Raw genomic sequence first — 15,657 nt, forward strand, 5'->3', positions numbered from 1 at the left:
AGCTGGCGATCTCGATTGGATCAATCGCAATCCATAGAAAACCCGGCTCCGTTTCCCGGAGCCGAGTTTTTCTTGTGCTCGCTGAAAGGTCCTACCCGAAGATTTCCCTGAACCGGTCGATACAGAGCCGGAAACCGGCCTCGAAATCGCCGTTGCCAGGGTGATAGACACTTTCGAAGGAGATCACCCCGTCATAGGCATCGGCCCGCAGCGCTTCGGCCATCGGCTGGAACTGGTCGGCCAGCTGGCCCTCCCCCATCCGCCGGACTTCCAAGGTCGCGCGCGGCGTGTCCACCAGAACATCCTTGATATGGACATGACCGAGATAACCGCCCCTCAGTTCCTCGTAGCCCTCCGGATAGGCCCGCTCATGGCACCAGCAGTTGTTGGCTGGGTCCCACAGAACCTTCAGCGTATCCTTTGCGTCCAGGTCGTCGATCAGCTTGCGGCCCGTGTAGTTTGAATTGACCATGGTGCCGTTGCCGGTCTCCACCACCAGTGTCAGGCCCTCTGACCTGGCAAGCTCGACGGCCGGAGCGATCAACGGCAGGCTCGCGTCCCAGGCACCCTTGGCGACGTTCCACTTTTCCGCACCGCCCTTGCCCCACAGGATCTGCTCCTTCTTGTTGGTCATGATCCGCACCAGCGGCGAGCCGACGGCATGGGCCATTTCCATGACCCGTTTCAAGGCATCCATGTGCTTCGTGTGCAATTCGTCCCCGGCCCTGTTGGCGGTCGTCATGCCGGCAAAGACATGGCGCGACAGGCAACTGACCGGCTTGCCGTGCCCGTCGAGCAGCGCCTTGATCCCGGCGATTTCCTCCTTCGTGTGGTCACCGACTTCCTTCTCGCCGACAAACTGCAGTTCGGCATAGTCCAGGCCGAACTCGTCCATAACCGTCAGCGCATGCTTCAGGTCCCGGCTGATCCCATCGCAGATAACACCAAGTTTCATGACTTTTTGGCCTCTTCGCGGTGGAGTTCAGCCCCGATGATCTCTTCTATGACCCGGGTGCAGATCCAGTTGTCGCCGTTCGGATACCTGGTTTTCCCTGCATGGAAGACCTGCATCGCTGCCGCCGCGGTGTGCAACGGTACACCAAGTTCTTCCCCAAGGTTCATCGAGATCGTCAGATCCTTGTGCATCGTGTTTATGTGGCTGCCCGTTCCCTCGAATTGACGGTCGATGATCTTTTGCAGCGCATTGTTGACGACCCCGCATCCGGCTGAGGATGTCGAAAAGACGTCAAGGATCACTTGCCCTGGCACACCGGCCTTGGCGGCCAGCGCCGCGGCCTCGAATGTCGCCGAGAACTGCGATCCGATCAGTGACTGCAGGCACGCCTTGACGGTTTGGCCATCGCCGGGTGCAGTACCGACGCGGTGAATGTTGGCTGAAACCGCCTCCATGACCGGTGCGAACTCATCGAGCACGCTCGCCGGCGCCGCCGCCATCATCGTCAGTGTTCCACCCTGTGCGCCCGGGAACCCACCTGAGACGGGCGTATCGATCAAATGGAGGCCCGAGCCTTCCATCATGTCGCCGATTTCACGGGCCTCCCGTGGCTTGATGGTCGCGCTCAGGATAATGGCGCTGCCCGGTGACATCGTCTGACACAAGCCTCCATCACCAAAAATGACGTCTTTCACCTGATCGCCGTTCATGACCATCACGTAGACTGCGTCCGTTCCGGCGCCCACTTCGCCCGCGTTCTGCGCAGCAGTCCCGCCCATGGCGACAAACGCTTTCATACGCTCGCCGGACAGATCGAAGCCTTTCGTTTCAAATCCGTTGGCAATCAGGTTCTTGGCCAGTCCGGACCCCATGTCTCCCAGTCCGATAACACCCGTTTTTTTCATGCATTTTTCTCCGGTTGCACGACAAGATCCTCTGGCAAAACGATAGTTTCACCAGCTCCTATGCGCGGGATTTCAAGCGATGGCAGATTAAACCTCCACCGCCGGGCGGGTCCGGAAGACACCCGCTGCCCATTAATCAATCAGCAGTCACGTCGCAGTTCGCACAGATCCTGCAAAAAACCTCGCCCGGTTTTGCAGCCAATTCGATGTCAATGTGAGCCGAGAATACAACGGCCCACTCAGAATGTTTCCTCCACAAACCCCCACGCAACGCGCAAATGCTCGATCAGGGCAGCCTCGGCGCGCGCCGGATCTCTTTCCAGTATGGCGTCGTAAATTTCCTTGTGAGCGAAATAGACCGTTTCGTTGCGTTCAATGGATCTCCTCATGCGCGCCCAGTTCGGCGAAAGCCACGAAGTGAACCCCTTGTGCATTGCCGGAAAAACCGGGTTGCCGCTTATCCGGTACAGAACGCCATGAAAGTCGATATCCGTCTGGAAGAATTCTTCTGAATTCGTGATCGAATTGCTGTTGGCAAGAAGTGCTGCCTTGAGATCCGAAATATGCTCCTTTGTCGCGTTCAGCGCCGCGTCTCGCACCAGGCCACGTTCGATAAACACCCGGCTTTGATAGAGATTCTGCACACCGGACGGCTCATTCAGCAGGTAGCGGACAATAGTTCCCGTCGCATTGATCAACGTCCCGTAGTCCGGTTTGCGCACAATCGGCCTGAACCTTGGGCGCAGCTCTATGAGGCCGCGGTTTGCAAGTGCGGAAATAGCTTCGCGAACGACCGTCCGGGACGTCCCGAACTCCTCCATGAGGTCGCGTTCCGGCGGCAGCGGCTTGTCGTTCTCCAACTCGCCACGCGTAATGCGCGCCTCCAGAGCAGACACGATTGCGTCTGCCGCACGTTTTGCGCTTCGTTGATCCGGAGTTTCGGAATTTGACAATTTGATTGTACCAAATTGGGGTTTGCCTCGACCAGCGATGCTACTTGCGAGGCTTGCCTGAGGCAAGTTTTTCTAAAAACTCGTCCAATTTTCACAAGAAAAATCCCTTTAAAACAGATATTTATCCAGCCATTTAAATCGATTTAGATAACTGAACGGCAAATGCCCTTGACTCACATTTCAAATCGCGCTCTGCTCAGCCAACTTGGTCGAACCAAAAAACTGTAATCGAATTGTTCTTGGCATCTTTGGGAGGGGTACCTTGACAACCATCGTCAGTGTATCCGTCAATCTGTTTCACATTCCGCTCGCCGAAATTCTGGTGGATGCCAAGCACGGCGATCATACCCATTTCGAATTGATTACGGCGACTGTCACACTTGCCGACGGCCGGGAGGGCACGGGCTATACCTATACGGGCGGTAAGGGCGGACATGCCATCGCCGCCATGATACGTCACGACCTCGCACCCATGTTGATTGGAAAAGCTCCTGACGATGTGGAAGCGATTTATGACGCCATGCAGTGGCATGTGCACTATGTCGCGCGTGGCGGCATAGCCTCTTTCGCGATTTCCGCGGTGGACATCGCCCTTTGGGATATCCGCGGCAAGACGGCCAATCAGCCGCTTTGGAAACTCGCTGGAGGCAAGGGGCGGACCTGCAATGCATATTGCGGCGGTATCGATCTGGGATTTTCCCTGCCCAAACTGCTAGACAGCATCCAGGGATATCTGGATCGCGGCTTTAACGGTGTGAAAATCAAGATCGGTCAGCCGACACTCGAACAAGATGTCGAGCGGGTCGCAGCCGTCCGCAAGTTGATCGGCCCCGATGTCACCTTCATGGTCGATGCCAATTATTCGATGAGCGTTGACGAAGCTGTCGCCGCGGCAAATGCATTCAGGCCATATGACATTTTCTGGTTTGAGGAACCGACCATTCCGGACGACTATCGGGGCTATGCGGCAATCGCCGAAATCATCGGCATTCCGCTCGCCATGGGCGAAAATCTTCACACTATTCATGAGTTCGGCTACGCATTGGAGCAGTCCAAACTCGGTTTCATACAGCCTGATGCTTCCAATTGCGGCGGAATTACCGGTTTCCTGCAGGTCGCCGAAATGGCCGCCGAATTCGGGGTTCCGGTTTGCAGTCACGGCATGCAGGAACTGCATGTCAGCCTTCTTGCCGGACTTGGAAGCAAAGGTTGGCTTGAAGTTCATTCATTTCCGATCGAACATTACACCAGGCGCCCTCTGGAAGTGAGAGACGCTTTGGCGATTGCACCGGACGAGCCGGGCATCGGAGTAACATTCGACTGGGAGAAACTGGAAGCAGAAGATCTGCTGTCCAGAGAGACGCGGGGAGCTGCTTGACCTGATCGCGGTGTAACTGCAGCAAGAAGGCCTTGCTGTCGTGACCGCCCGGGGAAACAACGTCGGAGGGGACTGAAGATCCGCCATCGCCTACGGGCGCGGCGGATGAAATGGCTGGAAAACCAGCGCATTGGGCCGGACGCTATTTTTGGCTGCCGGCCTTTGGAGCAACTTGGGAGGATAAAGAGTATGCTCAAGAAACTGACAAGAAACATGCTTGCAGGGGTCGCGACAGTCGGTCTTGCCATGTCCATGGGCACTGCGATCGATGCAAATGCCGCTGATGGCGACAAGACCAAACTGCGCATTCAAACGCACTTCTCGACGGAAACACTTTCCGGACAGATGGCGCAGGAATTCATTGATGACGTTTCCGCCATGTCCAATGGTGAAATCGAAATCGAGATGTTCTTTGCGTCTTCGGTTGTCAAGTCGGCAGAAACCTTCGATGCGGCAGCGACCGGCATTCTGGACTGCGACATGACCGGTGGTGCCTATCAGACAGGTAAAAACCCGGCCTTCCAGTTCGCCGGCGATCTGACCGGTGGCTATCAGAACCCCTATCAGCAATATGCCTGGCTGCTGCACGGTGGCGGCTACGACAAGCTGAACGAACTCTACAACGCGAACAACATGGAGTTCATCGGCTGGTGGATCCCTGGTCCGGAGTCCCTGTCTTCCACAAAGTCCTTCAAGGGCGTTGACGATCTGAAGAACTGGAAGTTCCGTTCACCTCCAGGCGTCATCACTCTGATTTTCGAAAAGCTCGGTGCATCGCCAATCGTGATGGACTTCAACGAAATCTTCACGGCGCTCGAAACAGGTATCATTGACGGCGCAGACGCCGCCAACATCACCAACAATGTCGGCCTCGGCCTCTATGACATCGCGACCGAAACCAACTACCCCGGTTTCCACTCGATGCCAGCCGACCACCTTGCCTGCCGCAAGGACGTCTGGGAAGCCATGCCGGATCACCACAAGGCGATCCTGAAAGTCGGCATGCAGGCTCTTGGCTTGAAAAACTCCACTATCAACGAAGTGAAGAATGCCCAGACAGCGAAAGAGCTTCGCGAAAAAGGCATCAAGCTGAACACCTGGTCTGATGAAGATCTTGCTGTCTATCGCCAGGCTGTTCAGGAGTCTTGGGTTGAATTCGCGACAACCCCGGAATCCAAGGAGCTGCTGCAGAGCCACCTGGACTTCCTGCGTGATCTTGGCGCAATGCAGTAAGCCATAGCGCTCGTATGAAAAACAATGGCGGCAAGACCCGGTTCTTGCCGCCACTTTCAACTCCGCATCCGGCGTGTAAGATGAATTCCATTGTCTGTCGGCACGCGGGGCTAAAGCGAATTGTCATTGAACTGGCAGGTCGCAGAGAAATTGCACCCCAGACACAATCAGCGTGGCAGCTGTCCTGCGCGCCGTCGATGGGAACGAGGCAAACAATATGGTCAGGGCAACGATTGCGCATCGGTGTCTGTCTCCAGGGGGGAAATGATGGCGAAGCAAAAACCCGGCGGACTGCGGGAATGGGTGATCCCGGTCGCCTTCGCTATTTGTGCAGGTTGGGTCATCTGGCACGGCCCGGCTTACATTCTCGATTTCTTTCCACACGCAAACGAAAGCATGACGGCTCAGATCACGGAGCTTCACCAGCGAAAGGATGTGTCTTCCGGCATGTCAGGCCTGTTCGGCGGCACCATGGATTTCATCGACTGGGCGGCCCTGTTACTTCTTCCCGTCCTGCTGGTGGTCGGTATGCGCAGCGTCGTTCATGCCCAGATGGAATACGCCGACTACACGCGATTTGACTATTTTGCGCTGTTCATCGGCCGCGTTGTCATGCTGCTGATCATCATCATGACGCTGGTCATGCTGTACGAAGTGTTCTTGCGTTATGTCATTGAAGCGCCAACCAAATGGGCCAACGAGCTGACGCTCTGGATCGCCGGATTCGTGTTCCTGCTGTCAGGCCTATACGCGATGCAGCAGCGTTGTCACATCCGCATCTTCATTCTCTATGACTTCCTGCCGAGACCGCTGCGCCATGCCTGCGACGTCATTTCGGTTGCTCTGATCTGCCTGTTCGCCTTTCTGCTGGTTTTCGGCAGTTACAATCAGGTGTTCGGCATCAAGTTTCATCGCTGGGAAATGTTCGGAACAGCGTTTGACCCACCGATCCCTGCAACGATCCAGCCGATGATCCTCATTGTCGTCGTGCTCGTCGCCCTGCAATCCGTTGCCAATCTTATTGCCGACTGGAACAAGCAACCTGCGGAAATGGAAGAGCCGGATATCATCGACGAAGAAGAGCTGGAAGCAATCAAGAAAAGCGTGGGTGCGAAATAATGGATGTCGGCACGATCTCAATTGTCCTGGTTTTCGGGCTCCTGTTTCTGCTCGGCATAGGCATGCCGCTCGGGTTTGCTTCGGCGATACTGGCCGCATTGGTCATGATCATGAAGTTCGAACCCACTCTTCTGACTGATCCGGCAAGTTTCGGCACGGGTCTGCTGACAAGTAATCCGGGTACAGGTCCTCTTTATCTTCTCACTCAGAAGATCTTCGACCTGATGACGGAATATGTCCTGATTTCGGTGCCCCTGTTCATTTTCATGGCAGCGCTTCTGGAGCGCTCCGGCATCGCCAAGCAAATGTATGACAGTCTCGATTTCTGGCTGAGCCGGGCGCGTGGCGGTGTTGCCATCGTAACCTCCATAATGGCGGTGTTGATGGCGGCCATGTCCGGCATCATCGGTGGCGAGGTCGTGCTGCTGGGTTTGATCGCCCTGCCGCAGATGCTGCGCCTAGGCTACAATCAGAACCTCGCAATCGGCACCATCTGTGCGTCCGGTTCGCTCGGCACGATGATCCCACCGTCGATTGTCCTGATCATTTACGGCCTGATCACGGAAACGTCGATCAAGGCCCTGTTCACCGGTGCATTCATTCCGGGCTTCATGCTCGCCAGTTTCATCATGCTCTACATCATCGTCCGTACCCAGTTGGACCCATCGCAGGCGCCACTGCCCGAACCTCGGGAAGGTGATCCTGAGGGCGGCGAAAAGCTGCTTATGTTCGGCGGTTTCGTGAGCGTCGTCACGACCGGTATCATGGCGGTATTGATCGCCTGGACCGCGTTCCTGACGGTAATGGGGCGGAACGATCCAAGTGTTGAGGGTTTCGAAGCGCCCCTTGTAGGTATGACAAATGACCTCCCCTGGCTTATCGGGATAGCAGTGATCGCCCTTGCGTTCATATTCCTGGTTGCAGGGCGACAGAGAACCGCCTCCGGGTGGGAACATGGCAAGGGACTTGTTCCACCGCTTTTGGTCATCGGGATCGTCCTTGGGTCGATCTATGGTGGTGTCACCGGGATCACCGAAGCTGCCGGCATGGGTGCGGTTGCGGTCTTCCTGATTGCCGTTTTCCGCGGCGAAGCGTCCGTTGACCTGCTCTGGGTCTCCATGATGCGCACACTGCGTTCGACAGGCACTATCATCTGGGTGACAATCGGCGCGGCAACGCTCGCCGGTGCATATACGCTTGCTGGCGGTCCAACCTATATTGCACAGCTCATCATCGGCGCAGATATGCCGTCCATGCTGGTGATCCTCACGATGATGTTGATCCTGCTGTTCATGGGTGCCTTCATGGACTGGGTCGGCATCGTGTTGCTCATCATTCCCGTGTTCCTGCCTATCGTGAAAAGATTGCCGATCGACGAAATCGGATTCATCGGCACTTTGTCACCCCAGCATGTCGCAGTCTGGTTCGGGGTCCTGTTCTGCATGAACATGCAGGTCAGTTTCCTTTCGCCACCATTCGGACCCGCCGCGTTCTATCTGAAATCGGTCGCTCCTGCGCATATCTCGCTGACCGATATTTTCCGCGGTTTTCTACCGTTCATAGGGGTGCAGTTGGTCGCGCTCGCAGTTCTGCTGATCTGGCCGACAATCGTCACCCTGCTGCTCTGAGGACTGGAAAGATGCTGAAACAAAGCGATATCGATCTGTTTCAAAAGCAAGGCTATCTTGTCGTCGAGAATCTATTGGACGACGTGGCATTGGAAAATATCCGCAGTGAATACAGTGCCTTGATGGACGAACTTTACGACGGCTGGCTGCAAGAGGGCAAAGTACCCGAAGCAGGCGCGGATATGGGGTTCTGGGACAAGCTGGACCATTGCTACAAAGGCGGTTTTGACTGGTACCAACCCTTCGATATCAGCCTTCCCCACGATGGCATCACGGATGAAACGCCCATGCATTTTGGTCCGGCCGTCTTCGCAATGGCGACACACCGGAACATCCTGGATTGCGTCGAAGCCCTCATCGGACCGGAGATTTCCTCCAATCCGATCCAGCATGTGCGTATCAAGCCGCCGCAGCGCGCGGTCGCGGCCTCCGAAAGCCGAGCCCACGTCGTTGCGACGGACTGGCATCAGGACCAGGGTGTCACGCTGCAGGAGGCTGACGACACCACGTTTGTCACCGTCTGGCTGGCAATCACGGATGCTACAGTTGAAAATGGTTGTTTGCAGGTCGCATCAGGCGCTTACGAGGAAATGCTGCCGCACTGCTCCAGATCCCAGGTCGGTATCGCCGAGAAGTTTCTGCCGAAGGACAACGCCACACCGGCGCCGGTGAAAGCCGGTGGCGCCATCATCTTTCATCCGTTGACACCACATGGTTCGCTTGCCAACAAGAGTGACAGCTATCGCTGGTCATTCGATCTGCGTTATCACGTGACCGGGCAACCTTCGGGAAGAAGCCATTTTCCGGAATTCGTCGCCCGTTCGCGAACCGACCCGGGGTCGGAATTGAAGGATTGGCGCCTCTGGAAACAGATGTGGGAAGACACGCGCCATCACCTGGCACATAGCACACATATTCCGCAGCATCGCTGGGGCAACGACGCACCCTATTGCGCCTGAACATTGCATGAAAAGAACTGTCCAGCCTGGAGTCGGGAATTGAGCCGGAATGATCCCATACGCCTTGTGGTCATCGGTGCGGGCCTTGTCGGTCAGCGCCATGCACGCCACGCCTTTTCCCATCAGGATTTCGACCTGGCCTGGATTGTCGATCCGAATGAAGCCAGACAGGAAATGGCGCAACAATTGGAGTGCCGGTGGGCAGCAAGTCTCGAAGACGTACCAGCAGGAGACTGCGATGCGGCAATCATCGCGACACCAAATGCCGATCACTTGCCGAGCGGTCTGACTTGCCTGGCCCGAAACTGGGCAACACTTGTTGAAAAACCCGTCGCCGAAACAATTGCAAGCGGTGAAAAGCTGGTCAGCGCTTTCGAGGTTGCAGGTCTCCCCCTGCTGGTTGGTCACCATCGCCGCTACCATCCCTCGTTTGACAAGGCCAACGAGATGATTTCCTCGGCGGCGCTTGGTCCGCTGATTTCTGCTTCACTGATCTGGGCGGTTCGGAAGCCTGACAGCTATTTCAAGGCCGGCGCCTGGCGCAGAGACAGTGACGGCGGCCCGCTTCTGATCAATTTCATTCATGAAGCGGACCTGATGCTTGGTCTCTTCGGACCTGTTGACGAAGTCCAGGCCATGGTTTCCAGCCACGCCCGCGGAAGCACGGTTGAAGACAGCGCCGCCATCCTTGTGCGTTTTGCCAGTGGAGTTATCGCGACCGTTATGCTGACGGACGCCGCGCTTTCTCCCTGGAGTTTTGAAGGCGCAAGCGGAGAGAACCCGACAATCGCGGAAACCGGCATTTCGTCCTGGCGGATCGGCTGCACGGCCGGCAGTTTCGAGTTTCCGGGCCTGCGTGTCTGGACCGATGCACAAGGTGACGAAGGTGATTGGTCCCGCCCCTTGAAAAATGAAACAATCGAGACGGCAAGAGTCGACCCGCTGCACGAACAACTCACCCATTTTGCACAGCTCATAAGAGGCCAGGTGGACAAGCCCAAGATCTCGGGTCGAGATGGTCTCGAGGCATTGCGCCTTGTGGAGGCGGTTCGCACCGCAGCCCGGACAGGTCAACCATTTTTCGTCGATCAAACATTATCGACGTCAAACGCAGTTTGAAAATTCTAAAGTTGAGGAACTTCGAAATGACGAAACCGAAGATCGGATTTATCGGCATCGGACTTATGGGTGCCGCCATGTGCAATCGCCTGCTGGACCTTGGATACACGGTGACTGTGGTTGCCAACCGTTCGCGCGAACGGGTTGATGCCCTGGTATCGCGTGGGGCAAGCGAAGTGAAAACCGCGCGGGAAATCGCCGGGGCGAGCGATATCGTCATGCTTTGCATGGACACATCCGCCTCGGTCGAAAGCCGTATGTATGGCCCGGACGGTGTCATTGCCGGCCTTGGAAAGGATGCGATTGTCATCGATTTCGGGACCTCCCTGCCCGCGTCTACCAAGACCATCGGTGCCGCAGTTGCAGATGCCGGTGCGATCTATCTTGATTGTCCGATCGGGCGCACGCCTTCCCACGCCCTGGAGGGCAAACTCAATCTGATGTGTTCAGGCGATGCGGACACCTATGCGCGTGTTGAACCTGTCCTGAAGGACCTCGGCGAAAATGTCTTTCACCTCGGAGACCTTGGAACGGGGCACACCGTAAAGCTGATCAACAATTTCTTCGCGCAGACCGTCGCCAACGGCATGGCCGAAGCGTTCGCAATGGCTGACAAATCTGGTGTCGACCGCCAGAAAGTCTATGATGTGATGGCGGCCGGTCCACTCCATTCCGGCATGATGGACTTTGTGAAGTCCTATGCGATCGACGGTGATCCGAACAAGCTCGCCTTTTCGATCAGGAACGCCCGAAAGGATGTGGGATATTATACCGACATGGCCGAGAGCCTTGGTGTTGATTCCCTGATGGCGAACGGCGCAAAGCAGGCGCTGGACATGTCGATTGCAGCCGGGCGGGGAGACGAGTTTGTTCCCTTGCAGGTCGATTTCTTCGTCGATCTTTTCAAGACCGGCAAGAAAGACTAGCCCGAAGGAGATGGCGCGATTTGCATCCAGGGCCATTGAGGACAAGCCATTTGCCGGCATCCTGCTGATACTGGTCGCCTATCTTCTGTTTGCATGCATCGATACGAGCTCGAAGTGGCTGGGCATCCTGGGACTGGGTGCCCTGCAACTGTCCTTCATGCGGTATTTCGGGCATTTTGTAATTTCCATGGGACTGTTCGCAGCGAGCGAGTTCGACTTCAGACAGTTGCGCTGCGAAAAAATCTGGCTGGTTCTACTGCGGGGAGCCCTTCTGACCGCATCCACTGTCTTCAACTTTGCAGCTCTTCGCTACCTTCCGCTGACCCTCACCTCGACCATTCTGTTTTCCGCGCCAATCATGGTCTGCGTACTGTCCTGGCCCTTGTTGCGCGAGCGGGTCGGGTTGGTGCGCTGGTCGGCTGTTGCCCTCGGATTTGCAGGGGTGGCAATCGCCATCAAACCGTTTGATGACGAATTTCACGTCGCTGTTTTCATGTCACTGACGGCAGCTTTCTGCTTCGCACTCTATTCGGTACTGACCCGGAAGCTGGCCGGGGTCGTCGTACCGGACACGATGCAGTTCTATACCGGGCTTGTTGGCACGGTTGCACTGGCACCGTTCGCTATCGCCGAATGGCAGAACCCTGCAACCGGTTTCCAGTGGAGTGTTCTGGTCGGACTGGGCGTTCTGGGCTGGGTAGGACACCAGTTCCTGACAAATGCCATGAGTTTCGCACCCGCCAACCTGCTCATGCCATTCGGCTATGTCTTCATTCTGTATCTGACGGTTTCCAGTTACCTTGTATTCGATCAATTGCCGGATCAATGGACCGTGGCTGGAGCCGCAATCATTGTGCTGTCCGGATTGATCATCTTTTACCGCGAAAGAATGCTCTACACCCGCCGGTCGCAATAGCCCGCAAATCCGACCGTCTCTCAAGGCAACAGGCTGCTCCAAGACCCTTGCAGGATCCTGTTTCCCGGACCTGATCGACTTTGGCAGCTTGTTTCAGAATTACCGTCTATTTGACACCATTCACATTCAGGAAGATCGAGTAGAGCGAGCTCGTGCCGGCGATGAACAGGCGATTGAGCTTGGGGCCGCCGAAACAGACATTGCCGACCAGTTCCGGAATGCGAACCTTGCCGATAAGGACGCCATCGGGATTGAGACAATGCACGCCATCGGCCGCAGAACTCCAGACCCGGCCGTCGCGATCAAACCGGAAACCATCAAAAATGCCACTGGTGCAGGTCGCGAACACACTCCGGTTTTCCAGGGATTTTCCGTCAGCGCCGACCTTGATTTTTTCGATATGCGCAGGACCGTCTTCGTCATGCGTAATGCCTGTATCAGAGACAAACAGCCACTCCTCGTCGGCAGAAAAAGCCAGACCGTTCGGCTTGTAGAAATCCCTGGCTACGACAGTGACATCTCCGGTTTCCGGATCGGCTCGGTAGACATGACACGCACCGATTTCGCTTTCTGCCCGCTCTCCTTCATAGTCCATCAAAATGCCGTAGGAAGGATCCGTGAACCACACTGATCCATCGGATTTGACCACCACGTCATTCGGAGAGTTCAGGCGCTTGCCGTTCCAGTGCGACGAGATTACCGAAATTGATCCATCATGTTCGGTACGCGTGACGCGGCGTGTCAGATGCTCGCAGGTTACCAGGCGGCCCTGGTTATCGACCGTGTTGCCATTGGCATTGTTGGAACCGGCCCGGAATTCCGAAACCGAGCCGTCGGTTTCATCCCAGCGCATTATGCGATTGTTCGGTATATCCGACCAGACCAGGTAGCGCCCGGCGGGAAACCAGGCGGGCCCTTCCGACCAGCGTGCTCCGGTCCACAGGCGTTCAACCCGCGCATGCCCGACAAAACAGGCTTCAAATTCCGGCTCAATGACTTCGAAGCCGGTTCCTTCCAAAACGCCAAACATCATGTTTCCCGTTGCTTATCAAATGACCGTTGAGGGAATTCGGGCCTCGTCATACCCCACCCCTGCTTTTTCTTCCTGTTCCCCGGGTGCTCCGGGTCCGGGCCCCAGATCGCCTGGTAGGTATCCACCGCACATCCCCGCCGTTGCAGATAAACGGAAAAGCTCATCAGAACAGCCCACCAGGCAGTCAGGAACAACCACATCCAGTTGGGTGCGTTCGCATTCCACAAGCCGGTCGCGATTGCCCCAACCATAAGCGCCAGTGCCAGGTACCCGCAACTTTTGTGAAAACGCTCGAAAAGCAGACGGCGAGGCGTCATGTCATAATGATCACCGTGCAGGGACCCGTCGGGACCCGGGTCGGTCGGACCACCCTTCGTCCCTCTGAAAATTCCTGACAGCCCCTGGATTGCGGCCAGGACCAGGACGGCGTAGCCGAAGAGACGATGCACAACCGCTGTCCCGCTGTTTTGCGGCGAGATCAAAACCAGGGTCAGCGCCACAGCAGACAGAACAAGAACGAGTGTCTGTGTCATCCAGTGGCTTCGCCACCACAGGGTGCTGTCCAGGTCGCGTGGCCAGTTCTGACCAGGGAGAACCTTGAAAAATCTGGCTATCATGACTGCTAGTGGCGCAAGTACGCCCCATCCGAGAACCATGAACCGGGCGTGCCATGACAATGCCATGCCGACTTCGTGCGGTCGCGCCGGATCAAGGGGGGATATCAGCCACTCCAGTATCATCCCTTCACGGCTCCGGCGGTCATGCCCGTAATGATCTGCTTCGACGCAACGAAAGTGAACAGGATCGGCGGAATGGCGAGCAGCATCCCCGTCGCCATGATGACACCCCAGTTGATGTCGTATTCCGTGATCGAATTGACGATCGTGACCGGCACCGTTCTGGTGGATCGGCCGGACAAGGCGTTGGCCAGCAGGAACTCATTCCAGGCAATGCGGAATGTGAAGATTGCAGCGGCAGCAAGACCCGGCTGGATGATCGGCAAGACAACCAGAAAGAAAACCTGAAACGGGTTGGCCCCGTCCATGCGCGCTGCTTCTTCCAGCTGTATGGGCACCTGCACGATGAAGCTCTGCAGGATCCAGATCACGAAAGGCAGGTTCATCGCCGTATAGATCAAAATGATCCCGGTGTAGGTCTGATCAAGCCCGTATTGAAACGTCCAGATTCCGAACACCGGCACCAGAAGAACCGCTGGCGGAACCATGCGCATCAGCAAAGTGGTCATCGAGACTGTTCCACGCCCCATAAAACGGAAGCGTACCAGCGCATAGGCAGCCATGCAGCCAATTGTCAGGGTCAACCCGGTCGAGATCAGTCCGACGATGAGCGAATTGACGAGTGCGCGCCCGAAGGTCGGATCGCAGTAGTCCACATGTGCCGGCTCGTACCAGAGAAAATTACAAAGGACTGTTTCGTAATTCTTGATGGTCGGCGAGAAGAAGAATGCCGGTACGGATACATCATAGACATCGACATTCGTCTTGAATGATGTAGCCAGCATTAGGGCGATCGGACCAACGCTCATGACCACCAGGGCGACGATCAGCGCATAGAAAGCCGGGTTTTGGGTTTCCTTTTGAACAGCCATCAATCGGCATCCTTTTCAACAGCGGCACGTTGCCGGGCCAGCCGGGCTTCCTGAACACGGCTGTAGGCGAACATTCCGATGGTCAACGCCATCAGCATCATCAGAAGGAGGTTGGACATGGCTGCAGCTTCGCCCAGTTCCTGAAACTCCTGCGCCGTACGGAAAATCCTGAGCGCAAGAATTTCCGTTGAAAGGCCTGGCCCACCGTTTGTGAGCACCAGGATAACTTCCAGCACCTTGAACGCATCGATAAGCCGCAACAAAAGCGTGACGATCAGAACCGGCATCATCAGGGGCAGCTTGATCATGACAATCTTCTGCCATTCGTTCGCACCGTCGATCTCGGCAGCCTCAAGAGCCGAGCGCGGCAGCGACTGCATGGCGGCCAGGGCCAGAATGAAAATGAAAGGTGTCCATTGCCAGACATCGGCGATCACAATGGCAATGAACGACCACGTGCTGTCGGAGAGCCAGGGAATTCCCTCGAAACCGAAATTTTTGAGCGTTCGATTGAAGATACCGACGGTCGGGTGATACATGTAGCGCCACATCAGGCCGACAACGATCGGTGCGATCATCATCGGCAGGATGAAAACCGTCCGAAGCATCGCCATGCCCTTGATGTTCCGGTCCAGCAGCAAGGCCAGACCAACGCCCAGCACCATTTCAAGCGTGACGACAATTGCGGCAAAACGAATTGTCACCCAGAAGCTTTCGCGGAACGCCTCGTCCCCCCAAAGATTGACGTAGTTGCGAAATCCGATGAATTCCGCCTGTCCGATCCTCTGGCTAGGGCTCCAGTCCAGGAAACTCGCATAGATCATGTACCCGATCGGGTAGAGCAGCGCAAAGATCAGGATAATCCCTGCGGGCGCAAGAAACATGTATGGGGTCAGCCGGTTGGCCTTGATCGCAACGCTCATT

At 56.2% G+C, this 15,657-nt stretch carries 15 protein-coding genes; 8 read left to right on the plus strand and 7 right to left on the minus strand.

The features are described from left to right. Positions 1-91 precede the first annotated feature (91 nt). The 3 genes from ACO6TI_RS25935 to ACO6TI_RS25945 form a co-directional block, all read right to left on the minus strand. Positions 92-955, minus strand: coding sequence for a sugar phosphate isomerase/epimerase family protein (locus ACO6TI_RS25935; RefSeq protein WP_422383652.1), 864 nt, complete (start codon positions 953-955; stop codon positions 92-94). After that, positions 952-1,860, minus strand: a complete 909-nt coding sequence (locus ACO6TI_RS25940) for an NAD(P)-dependent oxidoreductase (RefSeq protein WP_055117044.1) — start codon at positions 1,858-1,860, stop codon at positions 952-954. The genes ACO6TI_RS25935 and ACO6TI_RS25940 overlap by 4 nt, the downstream gene beginning before the upstream one ends. A gap of 239 nt (positions 1,861-2,099) precedes the next feature. Beyond that, entirely contained in the window at positions 2,100-2,756 is a 657-nt protein-coding gene (locus ACO6TI_RS25945) for an FCD domain-containing protein (RefSeq protein ID WP_235808867.1), read from the minus strand. Between the two features lie 319 nt (positions 2,757-3,075). Between ACO6TI_RS25945 and ACO6TI_RS25950 the strand changes: the two genes are divergently transcribed. The 8 genes from ACO6TI_RS25950 (at position 3,076) to ACO6TI_RS25985 (ending at position 12,091) form a co-directional block, all read left to right on the plus strand. Then, complete coding sequence (locus ACO6TI_RS25950; protein ID WP_055117965.1) at positions 3,076-4,191, plus strand: mandelate racemase/muconate lactonizing enzyme family protein; 1,116 nt, start codon at positions 3,076-3,078, stop codon at positions 4,189-4,191. Between the two features lie 189 nt (positions 4,192-4,380). Then, on the plus strand, positions 4,381-5,424 hold the full coding sequence (locus ACO6TI_RS25955) for a TRAP transporter substrate-binding protein (protein ID WP_422383653.1): 1,044 nt from the start codon (positions 4,381-4,383) through the stop codon (positions 5,422-5,424). 267 nt (positions 5,425-5,691) lie between these two features. Further along, positions 5,692-6,543 carry a TRAP transporter small permease subunit gene (locus tag ACO6TI_RS25960; protein ID WP_422383654.1) on the plus strand — a complete coding sequence of 284 codons (852 nt, stop codon included), beginning with the start codon at positions 5,692-5,694 and terminating at the stop codon, positions 6,541-6,543. Further along, positions 6,543-8,171, plus strand: coding sequence for a TRAP transporter large permease (locus tag ACO6TI_RS25965; protein ID WP_422383655.1), 1,629 nt, complete (start codon positions 6,543-6,545; stop codon positions 8,169-8,171). Before ACO6TI_RS25960 ends, ACO6TI_RS25965 begins: the two co-directional genes overlap by 1 nt. 11 nt (positions 8,172-8,182) lie before the next feature. Continuing rightward, the gene (locus tag ACO6TI_RS25970; RefSeq protein WP_104703739.1) at positions 8,183-9,130 is read left to right on the plus strand and encodes a phytanoyl-CoA dioxygenase family protein; all 948 of its coding nucleotides are present in this window, start codon (positions 8,183-8,185) and stop codon (positions 9,128-9,130) included. A gap of 39 nt (positions 9,131-9,169) precedes the next feature. After that, entirely contained in the window at positions 9,170-10,249 is a 1,080-nt protein-coding gene (locus ACO6TI_RS25975; RefSeq protein WP_422383656.1) for a Gfo/Idh/MocA family protein, read from the plus strand. 26 nt (positions 10,250-10,275) lie between these two features. Then, positions 10,276-11,175 (plus strand): NAD(P)-dependent oxidoreductase, encoded by a 900-nt coding sequence (locus tag ACO6TI_RS25980; RefSeq protein WP_196895525.1) that lies wholly within the window; start codon positions 10,276-10,278, stop codon positions 11,173-11,175. A gap of 10 nt (positions 11,176-11,185) precedes the next feature. Then, complete coding sequence (locus tag ACO6TI_RS25985) at positions 11,186-12,091, plus strand: DMT family transporter (protein ID WP_104703736.1); 906 nt, start codon at positions 11,186-11,188, stop codon at positions 12,089-12,091. 106 nt (positions 12,092-12,197) lie between these two features. On the opposite strand, the gene ACO6TI_RS25990 is transcribed toward ACO6TI_RS25985, so the two are convergent. Genes ACO6TI_RS25990 through ACO6TI_RS26005 form a run of 4 tightly spaced genes read right to left on the minus strand, consistent with a single transcriptional unit; the run spans position 12,198 to position 15,656 of the window. Further along, positions 12,198-13,121: an SMP-30/gluconolactonase/LRE family protein gene (locus tag ACO6TI_RS25990; protein ID WP_422383657.1), complete on the minus strand. Its 924-nt coding sequence runs from the start codon at positions 13,119-13,121 to the stop codon at positions 12,198-12,200. Then, entirely contained in the window at positions 13,121-13,864 is a 744-nt protein-coding gene (locus ACO6TI_RS25995) for a cytochrome b561 domain-containing protein (protein WP_422383658.1), read from the minus strand. The genes ACO6TI_RS25990 and ACO6TI_RS25995 overlap by 1 nt, the downstream gene beginning before the upstream one ends. Continuing rightward, positions 13,861-14,733, minus strand: coding sequence for a carbohydrate ABC transporter permease (locus ACO6TI_RS26000; protein WP_029063215.1), 873 nt, complete (start codon positions 14,731-14,733; stop codon positions 13,861-13,863). The genes ACO6TI_RS25995 and ACO6TI_RS26000 overlap by 4 nt, the downstream gene beginning before the upstream one ends. Next, complete coding sequence (locus ACO6TI_RS26005) at positions 14,733-15,656, minus strand: carbohydrate ABC transporter permease (protein WP_108873742.1); 924 nt, start codon at positions 15,654-15,656, stop codon at positions 14,733-14,735. The genes ACO6TI_RS26000 and ACO6TI_RS26005 overlap by 1 nt, the downstream gene beginning before the upstream one ends. Between the last annotated feature and the right edge of the window lies 1 nt (position 15,657).

Source organism: Roseibium album (genome assembly GCF_965233825.1).
GTDB classification, from domain to species: domain Bacteria; phylum Pseudomonadota; class Alphaproteobacteria; order Rhizobiales; family Stappiaceae; genus Roseibium; species Roseibium album.

Bases quoted from the DNA above. Each gene is read 5' to 3' on its own strand.
- ACO6TI_RS26005 (WP_108873742.1), bottom strand. From the start codon at position 15,656: ATGAGCGTTGCGATCAAGGCCAACCGGCTGACCCCATACATGTTTCTT.
- ACO6TI_RS25935 (WP_422383652.1), bottom strand. From the start codon at position 955: ATGAAACTTGGTGTTATCTGCGATGGGATCAGCCGGGACCTGAAGCAT.
- ACO6TI_RS25970 (WP_104703739.1), top strand. From the start codon at position 8,183: ATGCTGAAACAAAGCGATATCGATCTGTTTCAAAAGCAAGGCTATCTT.
- ACO6TI_RS25960 (WP_422383654.1), top strand. From the start codon at position 5,692: ATGGCGAAGCAAAAACCCGGCGGACTGCGGGAATGGGTGATCCCGGTC.
- ACO6TI_RS25990 (WP_422383657.1), bottom strand. From the start codon at position 13,121: ATGTTTGGCGTTTTGGAAGGAACCGGCTTCGAAGTCATTGAGCCGGAA.
- ACO6TI_RS25940 (WP_055117044.1), bottom strand. From the start codon at position 1,860: ATGAAAAAAACGGGTGTTATCGGACTGGGAGACATGGGGTCCGGACTG.
- ACO6TI_RS26000 (WP_029063215.1), bottom strand. From the start codon at position 14,733: ATGGCTGTTCAAAAGGAAACCCAAAACCCGGCTTTCTATGCGCTGATC.
- ACO6TI_RS25985 (WP_104703736.1), top strand. From the start codon at position 11,186: ATGGCGCGATTTGCATCCAGGGCCATTGAGGACAAGCCATTTGCCGGC.
- ACO6TI_RS25980 (WP_196895525.1), top strand. From the start codon at position 10,276: ATGACGAAACCGAAGATCGGATTTATCGGCATCGGACTTATGGGTGCC.
- ACO6TI_RS25995 (WP_422383658.1), bottom strand. From the start codon at position 13,864: ATGATACTGGAGTGGCTGATATCCCCCCTTGATCCGGCGCGACCGCAC.
- ACO6TI_RS25965 (WP_422383655.1), top strand. From the start codon at position 6,543: ATGGATGTCGGCACGATCTCAATTGTCCTGGTTTTCGGGCTCCTGTTT.
- ACO6TI_RS25955 (WP_422383653.1), top strand. From the start codon at position 4,381: ATGCTCAAGAAACTGACAAGAAACATGCTTGCAGGGGTCGCGACAGTC.